A 20,577-nucleotide genomic window follows, 5' to 3' on the forward strand; every position below is an offset into this window, starting at 1 on the left:
CATTCGCGAAGAGGCCGGTGAATTCACTACCGCCTTCGCGAATGAATTCGCTCCCACAATTCGCAGGCGCTGAATCAGCTGCCAACAGCAATAAAAAAGCCCCTGACATGCAGGGGCTTTTTCGTCGCAGCTCGGGTTTAGCCGATTGCCACACCATGGGCTTCAGCCAATGGCTTCAGGCCGCCGGCAAAGCCTTGGCCGATGGCCTTGAACTTGAACTCTTCGCCGTTGCGATACAGCTCGCCGAAGATCATCGCGGTTTCGGTGGAGGCGTCTTCGCTGAGGTCGTAGCGCGCCAGTTCCTTACCGTCAGCCTTGTTCACCACACGGATGTAGGCGTTGCCGACCTGACCGAAGCTCTGCTTGCGGCCTTCGGCATCGTGGATGGTGACAGCAAATACCAGCTTCTTCACCAGGGGAGCGAGGCCGGTCAGCTTAACGTTGACCTGCTCGTCGTCGCCGTCGCCAGCGCCCGAACGGTTGTCGCCCAGGTGCTCGATGGAACCGTCAGCGGATTTTTTGTTGTTGTAGAAAATGAAGCTGGCATCGTCGAGGACCTTGCCGCTTTCACCAACAACGAACACCGAAGCATCGAGGTCGAATTCCTGACCGTCGGTAACGCGGGCATCCCAGCCCAGGCCGACAGTTACTTCAGAAAGGCCTGGTGCTTCTTTGGACAGCGAGACGTTGCCGCCTTTGGACAGACTTACAGCCATGGTCTTATTCCTTGATCGTGGGTTGGAAAGTGTGTTTAGAAATTCATGCCAAACGAGTTGGCTACTGCTTTCAGGCCGCCGGCATAGCCCTGGCCGATCGCGCGGAATTTCCATTCGCCGTTATTGCGGTACAGCTCGGCGAAAATCATTGCGGTTTCGGTGGACGCATCTTCTGCCAGGTCGTAACGCACGACCTCGGCACCGGTTACTTCATTGACGATGCGAATGAAGGCGCCACCGACCTGACCGAAGTTCTGCTTGCGCGCATCGGCTTCGTGAATGGTCACGGTGAACACAACTTTGTCGATATCGGCCGGAACGCGGCTGAGGTCGACCTTGAGCAGTTCATCGTCGCCATCGCCGGCACCGGTACGGTTGTCACCGGTGTGCTCGATGGAGCCGTCAGCACTTTTGAGCTGATTGTAGAAGATGAAGTCTGCGTCGCTGCGCACCTTGCCGCTGCTGCTCAGCAGGAATGCGCTGGCGTCGAGGTCGAACTCGGTACCGTCAGTCGCCCGTGGATCCCAGCCCAGGCCGATCAGCAGCTTGGACAGGGACGGGTCGGTTTTCGACAGGGAGAGGTTTGCACCTTTCTGAAGAGACAATGCCATTTTCAACAACTCCTTTACTTGTGATTAAGGATCAGTTCGCTTCGGTCTCTGAGTCTTCCTTGGCCGGGAAGATCAGGCTGGCAACGATGCCAATGACCAGTACCACCATGACAATGAGCAGGCTGGTATTGGCGCTGATGCTGTAGCCATGGTGGAACAAATGGTCAGTCGCATTCAGGCCCAGCTTGATGGCGATGAAGAAGAGCAGCGCGATCACTGCTTTTTCCAGGTGGACCAGGTAGCGCTTGAGCGCCTCGAGAACGAAGTACATGGTGCGCAGGCCAAGGATGGCGAAAAGCATGGCCGAGTAAACGATCAGCGGCTCACGGCTCACGGCGATGACGGCGGGGACCGAGTCAAAGGCGAACAGTACGTCCGAGACTTCGGCGACCACCAGACACAGGAACAGCGGAGTGGCGAAGATCGCGCCCTTGGCTGCCAGGCTCATGCCGGCGTTTTCCGGCTTGGTGATTTCACCTTCCAGGGTCTTGCGGCTGACGAAGAACTGGTTACCGTGCAGCTTCGGCCAGACCGGGAACAGCTTGGAGGCGAAGCGGTAGGCCAGGTGAGTGGAATAGTCTTCCTCTTCTTCGTCATCACCACCGGCCCTGAGCATCATGATGGCGGTCCAGGCCACGATAACGGCGAATATCACCTCGACCCACGGGCCGAAGGCCAGCAGTCCAGTGCCGATCGCGACGAAGACGCCACGGAACACGATGGCGCCGATGATGCCCCAGTACAGCACGCGGTGGCGCAGGCCGTCAGGCACCTTGAACCAGGCGAAAATGGCCATGAAGACAAACAGGTTGTCGACGCTCAGGACCTTTTCCAGGGCATAACCGGTGACGAACAGGCTGGCCACTTCCGGGCCGTGCTGGACGTAGAGGAAGCCGGCGAAGGCCAGGGAGAGGGCGATCCAGAAGATCGACCAGATCGAGGCCTTGGCCAGGGACACCGGCTTGTCGCCACGGTGCGTGATCATATCCAGCAACATGGCGCCAACGGCCATCCCGACGAAAACCGCCATCGTCAGAGGGGGAAAACCAATCTGCGTATCCAAGACTAAGTACCTTAAAGTTCGAAATCAGCCGGGTTCAGACCCAGCTCGAGGCATATCTGGCGGCAGGCCGCCTTTTCTTTCTGGTCGAAATTGCCATCGGATGCACCGATGGCGCAGGCGACCCGCACCAACAGACGCGCCGCGCCGTCGTTGCCTTTGATCTTGTTGATGACTTTCAACGCTTCGGCCTGACCGATCTGGTAGTCGAACTCGAACTTGCTGACCGAGTCGTTGAACGCCTTGATCACGTCGCTCAGGTTGAACACCTTGAGCTCAGGCGAATTGTTGATGAAACCGGTCATCTTCATTTTCTCGGACGAAGAGACTTCACCGTCGGCCGCCGCGATCATCGCGCAGGCCGCAGCAGTGGCTTCCATGAAGTTCTTATTCTTGAACTTCGAGACTTCGGTGGTGAGCGCTTCACGCGCCTTTGCGGCATTGGTTTTGAGCCATTCCAACATGATGCAATCCTCGGAAAGCGAGGCGGTCTGCCTCGCGAAATCAACGGTTTATTTGGAGCCGGCAGACCAGCGCATGCCCCAGTTGTAAGCCTGGTCCATGGGCGAATGACTCTTGTGGAAATCGACCCGGCGGGTAACCTTCACGGCACCGTTGTCGTTTTCCAGCAACGCGATGGCGCACATTCCCAGACGCCCGCCCTCCTCGTTCAGACGTACTTCGATTTCCGGTTGCCCTGGCACGAAGATGGTTGCCACACCGTCGGTTTCCCGCCAGTTCGGCGCACCGTCGTAGATGAAGGCAAAGACCAGGATGCGGCGGATCTCGCTCCATTTCTGGCCGTTGATATGCAGCCACTCACCGTCGGAAACCGAGCCGGTGCGGTCGTCCCCCATCAACTGAATGTAGGGCTCGTTCTTCAGGTCGCCAAAGGCATTGCCCAGGGCCTGCACCGCGCCCTTGTAGCCGTCCTGCAACTCGAACAGGCAACCGACGTCGAGGTCGATGGACTTGCTCTTGGAGAAGAAGCCACCGCCGGACTTGCCCCGGTTCCAGTTCAGGTTGACCTTGATTTCGCCAAAACCGGCAGCGGTCTTGGCCAGACTGATGGAGGAACGGGTCTTGTCCAGAGTGACCTTGCTCAGGCTGACCGTGGCCTTGGGTGCTGCGGGCGCGGGTGCAGGCTGCGGCGCGGCGACCGGCGTTGGGGCCGGGGCCGCGATTTCGACGCCAAAGTGCTTGGCCAATGGCTCCAGGCCACCGGCAAAGCCCTGGCCGACGCAGCGAAACTTCCAGGCGCCCTGGCGGCGATAGAACTCGCCAAGAATCAGCGCTGTTTCCTGCATGCCACTGGTAGGAATCTGCGCGTCGATATCACCGGCCACGGCGATGCTCAGGGTCGAGACACCGGCAAAACTGGCTTTGTTTTCGTGGATCGTCGCCGTCAGGGCGACACGCTCTACAGCCGCGTCGAGGCGGCTCAGGTCAACGCTGAAGGTGGCACGCCCGGCAGCAGCGTCGGTCAGCTGCACAGCCCCACCCAATACGTTGGGCTGGCCGTAGAAGCACATGTCCTGATCGCCGCGAACCTTGCCGTCGCCATTCAGGGCAAACGCGGAAACGTCGATATCGGCCCCTGCAAGCGGGCTGTAGGCCACGTCGACGCGCAATGAACCGGTCGCTACCGGCGCATTGCCACCCGGTACCAGGGAGGTCATGAGCGCACGGCCTCGACCGCCAGGCTGACCAGATCGTCGGCGGTACGGCCATTGGTGGTCACACCGACGGCCTTGAAGTCCCAGCCGCCCGCGCCACGGCTCAGGCTGGCCATGACGATACCAGTATGACCCCCCTTCTCGGACAGGTTGAAACGGGCCAGTTCCTTGCGCGCAGCGGTATCGGAAATGCGGCAGTAGGCGTTCTCGACTTTCTCGAAGTTCTGCCCGGTGAAGCTGTTGACGGTGAATACCAGGTATTTGACGCTGGCCGGCAAGCGGCTCAGGTCAACGGCGATGGATTCGTCGTCGCCATCACCTTCGCCTGTGCGGTTGTCGCCGGAGTGCTGGATCGAGCCGTCCTTGGACTGCAACTGGCGGAACCAGACCAGGTCAACTGGCTTGAGCTGTTCGTCGAACAGAATGCAGGATGCATCCAGATCGATTTCGCCACCGTTGCCCATCAGTTTGCCGAAGAAACCGCTTTTTGCGGCGTCCCAGCCCAGGCCGAGGGAGATTTTGCTCAGGCTGCTGCCTGCGGTTTTCTCCAGGGAAATCGTCTGGTTCTTGGTGAGTGTCAATGCCATTGTTACGCTCCTTGTTGATCATTCGGCCCCTGGCCAACGCCAGGGACACCTGTTACCGAATTCTGCGTGGCTTCCCCCGGTTTGACCCGGCTGCCGATCCTGGCGATACGCAGGCGGCCGCGCTGCCAGGCCGGATGGAAGTGCCGCCAGTGGGCATCCTGGGCGGCGGCCAGCAGTTCGTGGTCGCCGCGGGTGTCACCCCAGGCCCGCAGGCGGTACTGCGTGAGGGGGCCGTAGACCGCCTCCAGGCGCAGCACCTTGGCTTCGCAGCGGCAGTTGTTGCCGCTAAGGCGCCCGGTCAGATAGCCATCGACCACCTCCAGTTCAGTGGCGATCAGCTTGATCCCCAGGTGCTCGGCAAAGGGCTTGAGGACCAGGCTGGGCGAGGCCGAGCAAATGGTCACTTGAGCCCCTGAAGCCAACTCCCCCGCTACCGACTTCACGCCCGCCGGGCGCATGAGCCGCGACCAGAAGCGTGCGCGGAACTCCACGGCTTTCTGCTCGACCCAATCGACTTTTATGCCGGTAAGGAAGTTGGCGATCAAGTTCGCTTTTAATTCATCTCGTGTCAGACCTTTCCCCAGGTAGCGTAGGGCGGAGGGCAACATGCGCACCATCCGCCAGGCAAACGCGCGATTGCCGAAGGCAAACTTGAGGAACGGGACGAAGCTGTCCCGGGTGGTCAGGGTGCCGTCGAAGTCGAACACCGACAGTACCTTCGCCCCATCGGGGCCTGCTTCAAGCATTTCTTGTGTCATCGACCTACCTCGGCCAGGCGAATGGGTTCCATAAGACTGACATCGGTTTGTTTCACCCCATGCCACTGCGCCCGTTCGATAATTTTCGTCGCCCAATTGAAATGGGTGGCTGGCTCGCACATCGCGTCGTTGTGCTTAAAAACCGCCGGGGCAGACTCATTGAGAATCAACCGGGCGCAATTGAGTTCCTCAATGCCGACGCGAAGTACTTCATGGATCAGGCTGATCTGTGCCGGATGGATGGCGGTCTTGCCCACCAGACCGTGGGAAAGGTCCAGTTCCAGCTCTTCCAGCAACAGCGCAGGTGAAGCGATGGACTCGAAGACTGGCGCCGTCAGGGCAAACCCCTGGGCGCCGAGAATCCCGGCCAGCATGGGAATCACGTAGCCCATGGGCGTTTGATACAACGTCACGTTGGGATTGCGGCGCAGGCCCAGGCAGCCCATCAGGTCGTTGCCGCCGATGCGCAGGGCGATGATTCGCTCGCCCAGGGTCTGGGCCAATGCCTGGCCCAGCTCGACCATGGCGTTAGGGCTGAAGACCTCGCGCGTCTCTAGCGTCGGCATCAGCGCCAGGCGTGGGTCCGACACCGCGCTGGCCCAGGCGGGCAACGATGCCAGGGTCAACTTGGGCACCACGAAGCCGTCGATCAGGTACATCAGCGGCCAGTCGTTCAGCACTGCGGCCATCTCGACATCCCGAGGCCGTACGAACACCAGAGGCCCATTGGCCGGACGCCCGCCCCCTGCTTCGATGCGCAACAGCAGGTCGCGCAGGTTCTGCAAGGCCGTGTCGACATCGGTGAAGGCCACGGCGTCTTCCAGGCAAATCACCAGCGAGCGCAGTTCAGGCAACTTCTGGCCCAGGACGATATCGAGGATGTCTTCCCGGGTGGCGGGCATGTACAGCGTCGCGCCCAGGGCGTAGGGAGAAATTCGCTTCATCAGCTCACACTCCGAATGATGGTCACTGCACGGTAAGGGCCGAGTGCAGCACCGGCCTCTTCCACGTCGATACCGGCCAGACCTGTCAGGTGCATCAGCAACTGCACGTCCGGGTCGGCGCGATCACGCACCAGTACCCGGTCAGGAACGCGGCGCAGCACCGCGCGGGTGGCCTCGGCAATGCCCGGCTTCACCCGATTCAGATTGGCAATCTGGAATCGATCGGCCAGGCCAGCCACTACACTCAAGGCCGAGGCTTGCAGGGCCAGGGCCTGTTCTTGGTTCCATGGTCGGGTTGGCGCCACATCCACCGTCAGGCGCGCCGCCTCAATGCGCTCGATAAAGTCGACGGTAACGTCATGCTCCTGCAGGTGTTTGTATATGACGCAGCCATGCAGGCCGCCTGCGGCAGGCCAGATCGAGCGCGAGACCAGACCGGATACGGTAGCGCCGAGAATCCCCGACGGAATGATCCAGTCGTCGGACGATGCCGCAAGCCATGCGCGACCGCAGGGATCGGCCAGCACAACCAGACGCGGTGTCGAGGGAAAACGCAGGTCGCCCGCGAGGCTGCGCTGGATTTCCCCGGCGATGGCGCCCTTGCCGGTCCAGCCATCGACGAAGACGATGTTCTCGGCGCCATGACGGGCAATGATCAATTCCAGGGCGACCGTATCGATACCGCGATCACGCACGATGCTGATGCCGTAGTGCTGGGCATCGCGGCCGCGCTCGACCAAGGCCCTACGCAACAGCACGCCCAGGGGCAGCCCGGCGCGCACGAACGACACCAGAGCAATGCCCGGCCCCCGATATTCAGCATCCAGCGCCAACGCCAGCGCCTGCACATCGGCCGCCATGCGCGCAGCGTTCTGGGTCATGGCCCGCTCATAGAGGGCCATATGGGTAGCCGACGGCGCCGACTCCTCACTGATCATCTCGGAGTAATGCTTCTGCCTGCTCTGGATCAGCCGCTCTTTTTCAAGCACGTCGGTCATGACCATATCGACCGGCTGCAGCAGGAAATGCACATCGGCAGGCAGGTAGCTGCCGCTGCCCACGGTATTGAGTTGCGCCAGTGAGTTATCCATGGAGAGCGTCCTTGACCATGGCGGCCAGTTGGCTGCGCGCCGGGGTCGACCAGAACGTGCACAAATCCATGAAGCCCAGGTCGGTGATGCTGTCGCCGAAGCCCAGCACCGGCCGCGTGCCATTGACGGCGCGATCCAGTTCCAGCAGATGCTCAACGGCAACGCGCTTGGCCAGGCCATCGGGCAGCAGCGCCAGGTTGTTGCCGTTGCTGTGCACATGCATGCCGCCGAGCAGGCCACGCCCGCGAATGTGTTCGAGTACCCGCAGCAGGTCGGTATCACTGCCATCGTTGTGCTTGATCACCACGTAATGCTGCTGCCCGGCCTCCTCGACCACCCAGCCACGCAGGGACATACCCAGCGCTTCGCCGAGCTGCAAGGCATCGGCGCACAGTGCGGGCAGACGCTGCTGATAGGGTTCGAGGCGTTCGCCCATCAGCGCGTGCCAATCGCCATTCACCGAGCCGTCCGGGTTGAGAATCACCGCACCGTGGGAACATACCGCACCGCGATTGAAGCCCAGGTGTACCCGGCCAAAAGCCTCGGCACTGCGGGCGGTAACGGGTACGACGTCGGTGGTCGCCAGCAGCCACTCGACAAAGCTTTTCTGCACGTCGCTCATATAGCCGCTGACGCCACCGTTGACGTCGAACGATGCTGGGTGGCGCGGGCTGCCTTCCGGCATTTTGCGGCCGGTCTGGAACAGCGTGTCGTCGAGATCGACCAAAGCGAGGGGGCGATTAGCGGCCATCGACGATCACCTCGGCGTTTAGTGCTTCGATCAGCGCGGTCGGTACCGCCAGGGCATCGGTTTCGCTGCAGATCAACACCCGGTCGAACTGTCCGGGGGCGACGTTATAAAGGAAGTTGACGATGCCCAGGCCATAGTTGTCCGAAAAGGACAGCGCATGGTGAATCGCATGGCCGATGGCGATGGGCGAGCGGGTGGTGGAGCTGAAATGCACGTCGGCGCCGGCCCGTTCAAGGCGTTCGGCGAGGAGAAACGGCTTCCAGACGAACTCGCCGGTGCCGAGCACGATAATCCGCTCGCCCGGCTTGATCTGAAGATCCGGCGCCAGGGTGTCGGCCACCGAACGCACGCCCAGGCGCCCCCAGTCATTGCACGGATCAATGAGCCACTCCCCCACGGCGACGGTGCCGGTCTCGGGCATTTCCGGCAGCAGCGCGTCCGGATCTTCGATGAAGTGATAAGCCCCGCGCAATAGCGAGACCTGATCGGCACTCGCGCCAATGGAACTGGACACCGCCCCTGCGGACCAGTCGGTCAGCACGCAGGTCACGACCCGCTCGACCTTGCTCAGGCCCGCGTCGGCCAGGGCCCGGTGCAGGTTGATAAAGGTCTTGCCGGTGGAGGCTTCGTCGTCGACCAATACCAGCGAACGCGCATTGAGCATCATTTCGCGGATGGCAGGATCCACCGGCATATGGATCAGGTGCGCGCTGGCGTGACTGTGTTCTTCCTCGAAGCGGGCGAACATCTGCTCGCCCACGGGATGGCGGGTACTGACGATATACAGGCTGTCGGGCCGGGTGGCGCTATAAGCGCGATGCACGCCGGCCCCCAGACCCACGGCGGTTTCGGCCATGCCGATGATCAGCACCGGGCCGGGCAGATCGTCCGGGATCTTGGCCGCCAGCTTCTCGTAGCTGGCCTGCATCACCGTCGGTTTGACCGGAATGTGCTTGCCCAGCACGCGGGATACAAAAAGAAATGCGCGTTTCGGGTTACGCCGCTCTGCAAAGCCAAACAGGCTTTCGGGTGCAATCGAAGATGGATCTACGTCGACGTGAAGCGATCCACGCAACAGCGAGACGCTGAGCTTGGTCGACTTCTGGCTCGTGATAGTGAGCTCCATACTGATTCCCTGTGGCCGATGGTGATGTAACTGAGGTGCGCGATAAACAGTGAACAGTTCTAGTGATTGCGCGCCTCGACCTTCCAAAGCGACGGCTGGACCCGACGAGCAATATCGGCGGCATTGAGTGACGGTTTTTCTAAGTCTTTGGTTGCTGTGATGTGGCAGGCATCGAGAAACGACAGCAGCAGGTTGGACTTCACTGCGAAATTCATGTTCTGCGCATCCGGCACTGATGAGGTGACCATGCCAATCACCGCGCCGGCGGAGTCGAACAACGGACTGCCACTGGACCCCGGCTGAATCGCCGCGGTGAACTGCAACAGGCTCGAATCGTTATGCAACCCGAACAGCGCGGACACACCGCCCTGGGTCACATGAGTGCCACCCCCGGCAAGGCCGGACAGCGGGTAACCAATAGCGACGACGGAATCGCCCAGCGAACAGCCCGGCCCTTCAGAAAAACGCACCGGTTCAAGGTTGACACCCTGGACCCTGAGCAGTGCCATGTCATTGCGACTGTCCACCATGACAGGTTCTGCCGGGTAGCGGCCGTTAAATGAGCTGATATGGATGTTCTGCATCCCCTCGATCACATGGGCGCAGGTCAGGACCACACCGCTTGCAACGGCGAAACCGGTGCCTGTTGCGCCACCGGAACCATCGCCGGGGCGGGCACGATCATGACCGGGGCCGCGGCGCTCAGGGTTGCCATCATCGATGGTGATGCCCAGGCGCCGTGCCATGGCCGCCAGGCCGTAGGCCGAGCCTTCCGCCAGCGCGCGAAACTTCCATTGCCCGCCACGCAGGTAGAACTCGCCGACGATGATTGCCGCCTCGCCGTTGTTGCGCAGATCGAGATGGTGCTCAATGGTCCCGTCCACTTGCAGACGCAAGCCGCCCAATTCACTGACCGGGCCAATCGCAGCAAAGCTGTAGACCACCAGCAGGACACGGTCACTGCCCGCTGGAAGCTTGCCCAGCTTGAGCTGGCAACCGATTTTCGCCGGTTCCCCGCTCCACTCCATCCACTCGGCTTGCGGCGTATGGAACAGCGCAGGCGTACCTTTGGGCTGGCGCTTGTCATCCATCGGCAACAAGGCAATGGCCGCAGAAGCACCGAATGCCGCCGCTTGATCGACCTCCAGCGTCCAGCCGGTGTCGGCTGACGCTAAAAGCGCATTGGCGCCTGTTGCCAGAAGCATGCTCTCACTCCATGAGTATGAATGTGCGCGTCAATACTGCGCTGCGTCGTTGATCTATCGATTAACATCATGAGGCCGGGACCGTGACTGCAACGGTGATCGGCTTGACCCGCACGCCATCGATCCAGGCACTGACCGGCTCAGCGTAGCCCAGACGGCGCGTGGCGAAGATTCCCGGCAGGTTGATGCCGGTCGCGCGCGTGTAGCCGATGCCGCCGGAATAGCGCGGATTGATTTCGAGAAGATGCGGCACCCCTTCGGCATCGTCACGGGTCTGCACATTGACGATGCCGTCGCAGCCAAAGTGTTCTGCCGCTCTGAGCGCCAGCCTCACCGCCGCGCTGTCGCGCTCGAAGGTCTGATGCACGCCCTGCTTGCGGCGGCCGACGAACCCGACTACCCGCCCCGCCTCGCAGACCATATCGACAGAGCACTCCGGCCCCGCCATATAAGGCATTACCAGCATCGCCGGGCGGTCTGCCTGGGTCTGGTAGAGCTGCAGGTAGGCGGCGAAATCGACTTCACGGGCATCCGGGTTGGCAAAGCAGCGAAATGGATCGATTCCATCCTGGAAACGCCAGAATCCCTGGCCATAGATACCCACGGTGGGCTTGATACAAACCTCGCCAAGGGCCGCCAGGCTCTCGTAGGCCCGGGTCAGCTCCTGGGCATTGGTCACGGTAATCGCCGGGACGCAGGCCAGACCGACCCGCTCTGCCTCGGCAGTGAACAGGCTCTTGTCGTCTACCAGCTCGAAAGTGCGCGCAGAGCTGCCGCCGGTCACCAGCGCCAGGCCAGCTGCTTCGAAGTCGCCGCGATGGGCTTCGTAGGAACCGCCAATCCGCCCGGCGACCACTACTTTTACTGAATGGGCTCGCGCCGTTTCGATCACCCAGGCCAGGCGTTCTTCACGGTCCTCGGGCTCCTGCAATGCCAGATCGGCCTCGCCGGTGATCTCCGGTCGATCACGTCGATGGGACGCAACAATCCGCGTTCCCGCCGGCAAAGCATCGCGGGCGCCAATGATGACGTCGCGCTGAGAGGCCTGCCCTTCGAGAAACCAGATCATTGAAAAGCACCTTTCAGGCATGCGAATGGATGAAGACGAGGTCAAGGCGGGCCCCGAGAACAGTGGGCATCTCTTGAAGGATGGCGGACGGACACGCTAAAGGGCGCCATTATGCCTAAGGCAAAGTCCAACCAGTGGCGTGTATTAGTACACGGCGGGTAAACAATAGTTTCAAAACGTAACCCGAACGAAAGAGAACGGGTACACAGTTTTTGTAGGCGGTATGAGTTGGCAGGAGTGGCATATCGCCTCTACACCATTGCGCGTCAGGCGCAAATATGTGGGAGCCGGCTTGCTGTCGATCCGGTGGATCATTCAATAAAGATGTCGCCTGTCAGGTCGCTATCGCCAGCAGGCCGGCTCCCACGGGACCACATTCCAATTCAAATGTCGGCCCCGCAAATCATTCCCGCACCACCGCGCGCACCCAACGCCCGACACTCAAAACCCACACCAGCACGGCGATCGCCCCCACCCCCAGCAACATTCCATGCACGCCACTGTCGGCAATCACCTTCCCTGCAATGAAAGGAAAGCCAAATACACCGATGAAATAGGCAAGGCTGAACAGCAGCAGTGCCTGTGCGGTCAGGCCCGCAGGCGCTTCATTGGCAGCCAGGCCGTTGATCACTGAATAGTTCAAGCCGTATCCCACGCCAAGCAAGGCAGCGGTCAATACATAACTGAAACTGTCGTGGACCCAGATATCAAAACCGCTGACGGCGATCAGCATGAAGGTGGTCAAAACCGCCGAGGCGGCGAAGGGATTGCGCTTGACCAGCCATCCGGACACAAACAGGCGGCAACCGATGGCCGCACCCATGAAGCCGGTGAAGAACAGCGAGTAGTCCAGGCCGAGGGTGGCGCAATAACTGGTCTGGAAACTGCCGAGGCCACCAAAGATCGCACCGCCCAGACCCACCATCACAATGGAAAAGGCCGAGCGCGAACGCAGTACCAGAGCGGCAGATGCAAAACTGATATGCACCGGGGTCGCAGGCCTGTGCGCCGACTCGCCACCCCGCGCGTCCAGCCAGCAGAAATAAGCGCCACCCAAAACCGCAGCAATGGCCGCGCAGAAAAAAGCCGCTTGCACCGGCAGCCCGAAATACCCGGCCAACTTGCCCGCCAACGGACCGCTGCCAATACCCGTCAACATGCTGCCCGACAGCAGTGCAAAGCAGTGAGTGCGCCGGGCAGGCTCGACCATCCCGGCCACCATGATCGGCCCGACCGTATAAAACAGCCCCCAGCCGATACCCAGCAGCAAGCCACAGATCAACAGCGCGATGCCCAGGCCCGGCACCAGGGCAAACCCCAACGACGCAACGACCAGACACAACGCCGCCAACGCAATGCAACGCGGGGCACCCAAACGCTGCAAGACATGACCGGAGCACAGCACCGTGACCAGCGTACTGAGCATTGCCACGGCAAAGACTTGCCCGGCATTGCGTTCATTGCCACCAAAGGAACTCACCAGCAACGACAAGAGAAAGGTCGAGCCGTAAGCAATCGACAGCAGAAAACTGGCGATACAGAACGCGCCGAAGTGAGTGCCACGTTTAGCCGGGGGCAAACTGTCCATTGAAGCCATCCAGAAAGGGAGATGACTTTTTTAGCACGGCCATGGGCAGGCTTGGTTAGCGCAGTTGCGGAGTAAGGATTAGCAAAGCTGCATCTATTCGCTCGGTTGGCGAGAGGCACGCCAGCGCTTCACTTTTGCCTAACCACTACCTGCCATAAATGCTCGTTTCGTGCGGCTCTGTACGGTGTGAAGCTTGAGGCTCCCCCCACTCAGGCTCACGGATTCCATGGCTGAAATTACCTGTATCGAAGACCTGCGCAGGCTCGCGCGCAAGCGGGTGCCGCGGATGTTTTATGACTATGTCGATGGCGGCTCCTGGACCGAATACACCTACCGTGCCAACGAGGCGGACTTTCAGCGTCTGGAGTTTCGTCAGCGCGTGGCGTTCGACATTACTCAGCGCAGCACCGCCAGCAGCATGGTCGGTGTACCGGTAAGCATGCCGGTGGCCATTGCCCCGACCGGGCTTACCGGTATGCAGCACGCCGACGGCGAGATTCTGGCGGCGCGGGCGGCGAAGAAGTTCGGCATACCTTTTACCCTGTCGACCATGAGCATCTGCTCCATCGAAACGGTGGCTCACGGGACTGAACATCATCCGTTCTGGTTTCAGGTCTACGTGACCCGTGATCGAAGCTTCGTCGAAGACCTGATCGAACGTGCGCGCAATGCCCATTGCTCAGCCTTGGTGGTGACCATGGATCTGCAGGTGTTCGGCCAGCGGCACAAGGACAAGAAGAACGGCCTGTCTATCCCGCCCAAACCGACCCTGCGCACTATCGCCGATATGGCCAGCAAACCGCGCTGGTGCCTGAACATGCTGCGAACCGGCAATCGCCAGTTCGGCAATATCGTCGGCCACGCCAAAGGCGTCGATAACATCAGTTCCCTGGTCGACTGGACCCGGGATCAGTTCGACCCGCGCCTGTCCTGGCAGGATGTGGCGTGGATCAAGCAGCGCTGGGGCGGCAAGCTGATCGTCAAGGGTATCCAGGACCCCGACGACGCCCGCCTGGCGGTGGAAGCCGGCGCCGACGCGATCATCGTGTCCAACCATGGCGGACGCCAGCTCGATGGCGCGGCATCGTCGATTTCAGCACTGCCGGGAATAGTCGAAGCGGTGGGCAGCTACGCCGAGGTGCATCTGGATGGTGGCATTCGTTCGGGCCAGGATGTGCTCAAGGCGATCGCTCTGGGGGCCAAAGGCACCTATATCGGCCGGGCCATGCTGTACGGGCTGGGCGCTCTTGGCGAGCAAGGCGTGAGTAAGGCGCTTGAGCTGATCAGGAACGAGCTTGACCTGTCCATGGCATTCTGCGGCAGGACCGATATCCGCGAGGTCAATCGCGATATCCTGCTCAGGCACTGACGCCAGGTGGCAGACGTCAGCATCCGGGCGAAAGACCGACGCGATGTGCCAAACCAAAACCAGTGGGAGCGAACTCATTCGCGAAAGCGGTATTTCACACGATACTCATGCGTCGGATGTACTGGCCCATTCGCGAATGAATTCGCTCCCACCCGATTTGTTCCAGCCCCGCTTCCAAGTGTTCGCTGCTATCGTAGAAAAGGCGGGATCTCCTGCAGGCCTTGCCCTGTCAGTCGAGAACCGAAGGATCGGCATCAATCATCAGCTGTTTCATTTCTTCGAAATGACGACGAGAGAAGTCGGTGATTTTTTCCCAACCCTTGGCGGTTTTTTCGGCGACGTCGTCTGATAGCACACGCAACGGCTGACCGGTCGACCATGCCGTGACAAGGATCTGGCAGGCCCGTTCCAGGGTCCAGATATCGTCGAAGGCTTCGCCGATGTTCGGCGCAATCACCATGACCCCGTGGTTACCCATCAGCAGCCGGCTCTTGCCGTCCAGCAGCCCGGCCAGACGCTCGCCTTCGGCCTCGGTGTCGGCCATGCCACCATACATTTCGTCCACGGCAACACGGTTGAAATAGCGCGCGGTGTTCTGGTCGATGGGCAGCACCTGGGGCTTGGCCAGACAGGCCACCGCAGTGGTGTAGACCGGGTGCAGATGCAGCACTGCGCGAGCTTGCGGCAGGCGCTGATGAATCTGCCCGTGAATGGCCCAGGCGGTGGAGTCAACGTCCGGGTGCTCGGCACTGGCCGGATCATCGGCATCCAGCAGCAGCAGGTCACTGGCGCGGATCCGCGAGAAGTGTTTCCACTTCGGGTTGATCAGGAATTTTTTACCGTCCGCCGAGACTGCGGCGCTGAAGTGGTTGGCCACCGCTTCATGCATGCCCTGGTGGGCAACGATACGGAAGGTCGCCGCAAGATCGACGCGAGCCTGCTTTTCGACGGCCTGCTCTTCTAAAGTTAACGACATGAATCTTTCTCCGCAGGACGTGGCCGCACCGGAGTGCGGCACACGCTATAAGCGCTAATCAGGGTTTAGGCATCAGGGTGGCGATGTCTTCATCGGTCGGTGCCTGGAAGTTGTACTTCTTCAGCAGCGCCGCGTATTCAGGGGTGGTGCGGTATTTGGCCAGGGCGTCGACCAGAGCCTTCTTGACCTCGTCGTTGCCCTTCTTCACGCCAAAGCCGTTGAGCACCGGATAGATCAGGCTGTCAGAGGAAATCACCACGCGACCGCCGAGCTTGTCGACCACGCCACGGGCCACGGCGGCGTCGGTGATTTGCGCTTCAACGGCGTGAGCGAGCATGGCCTGGGTGGTTTGCGGGTCGGTGGCGTACTCACTGATCGCGATCGGCTTGAGGCCATTCTTGACGCAGTACTCAGCCGAGAGCTTGTTCATCTGCGCCAGCCAGGAAGTGGCGGCCATGGAACCAATCTTATGGCCGCAGAAGTCTTCCGGACGCTTGGGCTGGAACTCGCCGCCCTTGAGCGCAAGGATGGATTCGCCGCTCTTGAGGTAAGGGATCATGTCGATGACTTTCACTCGCTCGGCGGTGATGTACATCGACGAGTTAGTGACGTCGAAGCGGCCACCCTGCAGGCCGGTGATCAGGTTGGGGAAGCGTGTATCGACAGTTTCCACCTTGCGCCCCATGACCTTGCCCAGACCGTCGAGAAACTCGATATCGAAGCCGGCCGGGCGATTGTTGTCCATGTACTCGTAGGGGAAGAAGGTCACGTCGGAACCGGCGACGATCTTGCCATCCTGCTGGAAGGCCGAGGCCGCCAATGAAGTCATCGCCACCGCTGCGCCGATCAGGCTCAGGGCAATAGGACGAACCAACTTGTGCATCGCTGTCATTTTGAATACCCGCAAGGTTGAGAGAAATTAGGCAGTGGCTTGGTCTTGGCCAGCCTGTTGCACAAAGAAAGAGGCGCCGCGAGGCTTCTGCGGCAAGCGCATCTGATTGCTCGTAGAACGCACGAGGCCACTTTCCTCACCGGCCACCATCAGGCCGGAGTGCTGGCTGGGCAGAGGGTTTTCGCCGAATGGCAGCGCGTCTTCAGCGGCATAGACGCTGATGAACAGAGTGCGCGGCAGCTCGGTCTCGTTAGGGCTTGAAGCGTGCAACAAACGTGTGTGCATGAAGCACACGGAACCGGCCGGGCCGAAGCAGGCAACCGGCTCCTGGCAATGCTCTTCGACAACTTGATCGTCCACCGCACCGGTGAAGCGCTGCTCATGCCAGTGCGACCACAGCGGGCCTTTATGACTACCCGGGATCACGTTCAGCGGGCCGTTCTGCGGGGTCACTTCGCTGACCATTAACAGCGCGGTGACGATGTCGTCATTACTGTGCGGCGTGAACAGAAAGTCCTGGTGCCACTTCACCTGAGTCGCGGTGTGGGGCAGCTTGGAGTTGATCTTGCTGTGATGGAAACGGGTGCCGCCAGCGCCGATCAACTGCGCAGCAATCGCGGCCATGCGCGACTGCAACGCGACCTGCCGGTAGGCCGGGGAAATCTCGGTCGGCGAACTGACCCGACGCAACGACGGATGATCTGCGCGGTGGTCGCCTTCCAGATCGAAGCGCGCACGACCGTCGATGGTTTCGCCCCAGCCCTGCTCATGGCCGCGACTCTCCTCTACCCACTGGTCGAAGTCGTGTTGCAGGGCTGCCACTTCCTCAGCCGACAGCACCCCCTCTACCACCAGGACGCCGTCCCGGTGAAATTGCTCAACCTGCCATTGCTCGATCATGTTCTGCTCTTCCTGCAACCTGAAAAATTAAGGGTCATGCCAGCGATACATCTTTGAGGAACGCTTCGACGCGAGGGTTGTGGCCGCTGCGCAGCACCTCGGGTTTGTCATCGCAAACCACGCGGCCCTTCTCCATGAAGACGATCCGGTCGGAAACCTTGAAAGCGAAATTCATCTCGTGAGTGACGATCACCATGGTGATGCCCTCCTTCGCCAGCGCCTCGATGACCTGCAACACCTCGTTGACCTTCTCCGGATCCAGGGCCGAGGTCGGCTCATCGAACAACATGATCTGCGGACGCATCATCAGGGCCCGGGCAATCGCCACGCGCTGCTGCTGGCCACCGGACAGTTGATGCGGGTACTTCCAGGCGTGATCGAGCATTCCCACTTTGTGCAGCAGGGCGTAGGCCTGTTGCTTGAGCTCTTCAATACGGCCCAGGCGGTGGTAACGCGGCGCCATCAGCAAGTTGTCGAGCACGGTGAGGTGGGGGAACAGGTTGAAGCTCTGGAACACCATGCCGATGTTCAGGCGATGCTCGGCGTGCTCCACATATTGCGGTAGCGAAGCGCCCTGTCTGCTCAGGTGAATGAACGGCTGACCATTGATCTTGATGTCGCCGTTGTCGATCTGCTCAAGGCCATTGAGCAGGCGAATCAGGGTGGTCTTGCCCGAGCCGGACGGGCCAATCACCGAGACCACTTCACCGGGCTGAATCTGCAGGCTGACCGCGCCAAGCACCTCCACGTTGTTGTAGGCCTTGTGCAGACGGCTGGCCTGCAGCGCCGGGACCTGTGGCTCGCTGCTCGGCGCACGCTGCACCACCGCACGTTGCTGGGTGGCCAGGGCCAGAACTTCGGCATCCGGTACGCGAGAAACGTTGCGCTGATTGACGTCGAGAAACTTCTCCAGACGCTTGAGCAGGTAGTCGAACACCGTAACGATCAGCACGTAATAGAACGCCACCGCCGCCATGGTCTCCATGACCAGGAAGTTCTGTGAATACAGGCGCTGGCCGACCATGAGAATTTCCGTCAGGGAGATCACCGAGACCAGGGAGCTGAGTTTGACGATAGAGATGTATTCGTTGGCCAGGGACGGCAGGGCTACCCGCAGGGCCTGGGGAATCACCACGCGCCACTGGGTGCCGAGAAACTTCAGGCCCAGGGCCCGCGCCGCCTCGGCCTGGCCCTTGTGAATCGACAGCAGACCGCCGCGATGGATCTCTGCGACATAAGCCGTTTCACACAGGACCATGGCCAGCAGACCGGCCCAGAACGGGTCGCCCAGCACCACCGACGCGGCCGGAAATGCCTGGGGAATGTTGTAGACGAAGATCAGCAGCACCAGCAGCGGCAGACTGCGAAACAGCCAGATATAGGCGCGGGCCGGACCGTTCAGCAGCGCACGTTTCGACTGCTTGGCCAGGGCCACGAAGAAGCCCAGGCCGATACTCAGCACCCAGGTCACGAAGCTCAGCTTGATAACGGTCCAGGTCGCTCGCCAGAACTCGGCATCGGCCAGCAAACCAAACATGTAATTCCAGTCGAATGTCATCGTCGCAGCGCTCAACAAAAAAATCAGAAAGTGCAACCGGACGCCCCACTCGAACACGTCTGACGGTATGCACCGTTGAAACGAGGTTCGGGGACAGAGGCATTCACGGTCAATTAGGATTAACTGGACCAGTGCGTAGGCAGAACCGATGCAGCGCCACGGCGTTTTCATGGGCCGTTTTGTGCACCTGACTGGCCTGCCGACGAATCGCCCCACAAAGGCGCACCAACCATTCCACGCTCCGCGCGGGCGCCGCACATTGGTGCGGCGCGTCCATGGTCGTCCTTGGCTTGTCTCTTGCTGAAAGTCTGCAGGCTCGGGCCCGTTGCTTAAATTCGTTTCTGATTTACAACTGGGGCGAGAAAATCCGAAGCAGAAGTTGTTACGAGGGATGATCGACAGTGGTGCAAGGCGGCTCAGCCGATATCGGCGCTCGCCCGTACGGTGTGGGGATCAAAGAAGCTCGGCGCGGCCATGCCGGGGATGTACTGGTCGGATACGAACATGCGGCAACGCTCGGTAAAAGCCGAGACCACCCTAGACAACTGGGCGTTGTTGGCCGTGGCATACCCCAGCTGCAAGGGCCGCAGATCACCGGACAGACGAATGCGGATCAGGCGCTTGCCGTCCTGGGAAATGTTGCCCTTGGGCCGTGCGTTGGCAATGGTAAAGCCCACGCCGTTACCGACCATGGCCCGTACGGTTTCCAGATTGCTGGAGCGCATGACCACGTTCGGCGTGGTGCCGGTCTGGGTGAACAGGCCAAGGAAATACTCCCGGCTCCAGGGGATATCCAGCAGCACCATGGGATAGTTTTCCAGGTCCTGAGTAGTCACTGCGGGCATATTGGCCAGGGGATGATAGTCACCGACCATGACATACGCCGGCAGCTTGGCCAGGGGCTGGAAGTCGATATCGGCGCTGCTGACCAGGTCGTAAGTCAGGGCAATATCGATCTCGGAACTGCGTAGTTTTTCCAGCAACTGCTCGTGATCACCCTCCACCTGGGTGATGCGTACTCCCGGAAAGGCTCGACCGAAGCCGAACACCAGCTCGGGGGTGATCATCGGTGCCAGTGAGTGCAGGCAACCCACGCGCAATGGCCCACGCACAGTGTTGAGCGACTCGGAAGCAATCGTATAAAGGTTGCTCATCTGCTCCAGGATCAGCTTGGCTTCCTGCATGACCTGACGCCCCACTGCCGTCAGGGAGATGCCCTGGGCGTGATGCCTGATGAACAACTGAATGCCCAGTTCGGCCTCCATGTGGGTGATCGCCGCCGATATAGAAGGTGACGACACATGAATGCGTTCCGACGCCGCGCTGATGCTGCCGGCCTCCCCGGACGCGACGAAATATTCCAGCTGGCGCTGAGTAATACGACTGAGCATGAAGCCCTCCACATCTGAACGGGTTGACGAAAAACTGTGCCAGCCCTGAATTGACCACGTTGCAGAGTTCATGCCGGGAAGTCCGCGCACGCCGCTGCACGCGACGAGATGCAATCATCCCGTTCCACAGGCTCAAGCGGGGTTCGGTTTTTCCTAAGCTCTACGTTCAAAAAGCAGAATTCCTATCAGAACCACCCTTGATCACACTGGCCGCCGTGGATGAATGAAGTCTGCAAGGCTCCTGTGCCTTCTCGACGTGCTGTCGGTGCCATGGCATCGGCGAAACCGATCAAGGTCGATTCTCTTTAG

At 60.6% G+C, this 20,577-nt stretch carries 20 protein-coding genes; 1 reads left to right on the forward strand and 19 read right to left on the reverse strand.

Features of this window, described 5'->3' with window-relative positions; all coding sequences use genetic code 11:
* Positions 1-137: 137 nt before the first annotated feature.
* From M2401_RS05155 to M2401_RS05220, 14 genes are all read right to left on the reverse strand, one after another.
* Complete coding sequence (locus M2401_RS05155) at positions 138-716, reverse strand: TerD family protein (RefSeq protein WP_259100460.1); 579 nt, start codon at positions 714-716, stop codon at positions 138-140.
* Positions 717-751: 35 nt separating this feature from the next.
* Entirely contained in the window at positions 752-1,327 is a 576-nt protein-coding gene (locus M2401_RS05160; protein ID WP_259100462.1) for a TerD family protein, read from the reverse strand.
* A gap of 31 nt (positions 1,328-1,358) precedes the next feature.
* Complete coding sequence (locus tag M2401_RS05165) at positions 1,359-2,357, reverse strand: TerC/Alx family metal homeostasis membrane protein (RefSeq protein ID WP_259100830.1); 999 nt, start codon at positions 2,355-2,357, stop codon at positions 1,359-1,361.
* A 44-nt stretch (positions 2,358-2,401) separates the two neighbouring features.
* Positions 2,402-2,851: a tellurite resistance TerB family protein gene (locus M2401_RS05170; protein WP_259100464.1), complete on the reverse strand. Its 450-nt coding sequence runs from the start codon at positions 2,849-2,851 to the stop codon at positions 2,402-2,404.
* Between the two features lie 48 nt (positions 2,852-2,899).
* Positions 2,900-4,066 carry a TerD domain-containing protein gene (locus M2401_RS05175; RefSeq protein WP_259100466.1) on the reverse strand — a complete coding sequence of 389 codons (1,167 nt, stop codon included), beginning with the start codon at positions 4,064-4,066 and terminating at the stop codon, positions 2,900-2,902.
* On the reverse strand, positions 4,063-4,650 hold the full coding sequence (locus M2401_RS05180; RefSeq protein WP_259100468.1) for a TerD family protein: 588 nt from the start codon (positions 4,648-4,650) through the stop codon (positions 4,063-4,065). Before M2401_RS05180 ends, M2401_RS05175 begins: the two co-directional genes overlap by 4 nt.
* A gap of 2 nt (positions 4,651-4,652) precedes the next feature.
* Positions 4,653-5,408: an HAD family hydrolase gene (locus tag M2401_RS05185; protein WP_259100471.1), complete on the reverse strand. Its 756-nt coding sequence runs from the start codon at positions 5,406-5,408 to the stop codon at positions 4,653-4,655.
* Positions 5,405-6,352 (reverse strand): HpcH/HpaI aldolase/citrate lyase family protein, encoded by a 948-nt coding sequence (locus M2401_RS05190; RefSeq protein WP_259100473.1) that lies wholly within the window; start codon positions 6,350-6,352, stop codon positions 5,405-5,407. Before M2401_RS05190 ends, M2401_RS05185 begins: the two co-directional genes overlap by 4 nt.
* On the reverse strand, positions 6,352-7,443 hold the full coding sequence (locus M2401_RS05195) for a cysteine protease StiP family protein (protein WP_259100475.1): 1,092 nt from the start codon (positions 7,441-7,443) through the stop codon (positions 6,352-6,354). Before M2401_RS05195 ends, M2401_RS05190 begins: the two co-directional genes overlap by 1 nt.
* The gene (locus M2401_RS05200) at positions 7,436-8,194 is read right to left on the reverse strand and encodes a trehalose phosphatase (RefSeq protein ID WP_259100476.1); all 759 of its coding nucleotides are present in this window, start codon (positions 8,192-8,194) and stop codon (positions 7,436-7,438) included. The genes M2401_RS05195 and M2401_RS05200 overlap by 8 nt, the downstream gene beginning before the upstream one ends.
* Complete coding sequence (locus tag M2401_RS05205; protein ID WP_259100477.1) at positions 8,184-9,320, reverse strand: phosphoribosyltransferase domain-containing protein; 1,137 nt, start codon at positions 9,318-9,320, stop codon at positions 8,184-8,186. Before M2401_RS05205 ends, M2401_RS05200 begins: the two co-directional genes overlap by 11 nt.
* Before the next feature lie 59 nt (positions 9,321-9,379).
* A complete protein-coding gene (locus M2401_RS05210) occupies positions 9,380-10,525 on the reverse strand; it encodes a trypsin-like peptidase domain-containing protein (RefSeq protein WP_259100478.1) in 1,146 nt (381 codons plus the stop codon).
* A gap of 67 nt (positions 10,526-10,592) precedes the next feature.
* Entirely contained in the window at positions 10,593-11,594 is a 1,002-nt protein-coding gene (locus M2401_RS05215) for an ATP-grasp domain-containing protein (protein WP_259100479.1), read from the reverse strand.
* Between the two features lie 403 nt (positions 11,595-11,997).
* Complete coding sequence (locus M2401_RS05220; RefSeq protein WP_259100480.1) at positions 11,998-13,182, reverse strand: MFS transporter; 1,185 nt, start codon at positions 13,180-13,182, stop codon at positions 11,998-12,000.
* Between the two features lie 226 nt (positions 13,183-13,408).
* Between M2401_RS05220 and M2401_RS05225 the strand changes: the two genes are divergently transcribed.
* A complete protein-coding gene (locus M2401_RS05225) occupies positions 13,409-14,551 on the forward strand; it encodes an alpha-hydroxy acid oxidase (RefSeq protein ID WP_259100481.1) in 1,143 nt (380 codons plus the stop codon).
* 229 nt (positions 14,552-14,780) lie between these two features.
* On the opposite strand, the gene M2401_RS05230 is transcribed toward M2401_RS05225, so the two are convergent.
* The 5 genes from M2401_RS05230 to M2401_RS05250 form a co-directional block, all read right to left on the reverse strand.
* Positions 14,781-15,527 (reverse strand): class II aldolase and adducin N-terminal domain-containing protein, encoded by a 747-nt coding sequence (locus tag M2401_RS05230; RefSeq protein WP_259100482.1) that lies wholly within the window; start codon positions 15,525-15,527, stop codon positions 14,781-14,783.
* Between the two features lie 58 nt (positions 15,528-15,585).
* Entirely contained in the window at positions 15,586-16,419 is an 834-nt protein-coding gene (locus M2401_RS05235) for an ABC transporter substrate-binding protein (protein WP_259100483.1), read from the reverse strand.
* Positions 16,420-16,446: 27 nt separating this feature from the next.
* On the reverse strand, positions 16,447-17,319 hold the full coding sequence (locus tag M2401_RS05240) for a phytanoyl-CoA dioxygenase family protein (RefSeq protein ID WP_259100484.1): 873 nt from the start codon (positions 17,317-17,319) through the stop codon (positions 16,447-16,449).
* 34 nt (positions 17,320-17,353) lie between these two features.
* Positions 17,354-18,877 carry an amino acid ABC transporter permease/ATP-binding protein gene (locus M2401_RS05245; protein ID WP_259100485.1) on the reverse strand — a complete coding sequence of 508 codons (1,524 nt, stop codon included), beginning with the start codon at positions 18,875-18,877 and terminating at the stop codon, positions 17,354-17,356.
* A 416-nt stretch (positions 18,878-19,293) separates the two neighbouring features.
* A complete protein-coding gene (locus tag M2401_RS05250; protein WP_259100486.1) occupies positions 19,294-20,268 on the reverse strand; it encodes a LysR family transcriptional regulator in 975 nt (324 codons plus the stop codon).
* Between the last annotated feature and the right edge of the window lie 309 nt (positions 20,269-20,577).

Source organism: Pseudomonas sp. JUb42, from assembly GCF_024807945.1.
Lineage (GTDB): Bacteria > Pseudomonadota > Gammaproteobacteria > Pseudomonadales > Pseudomonadaceae > Aquipseudomonas.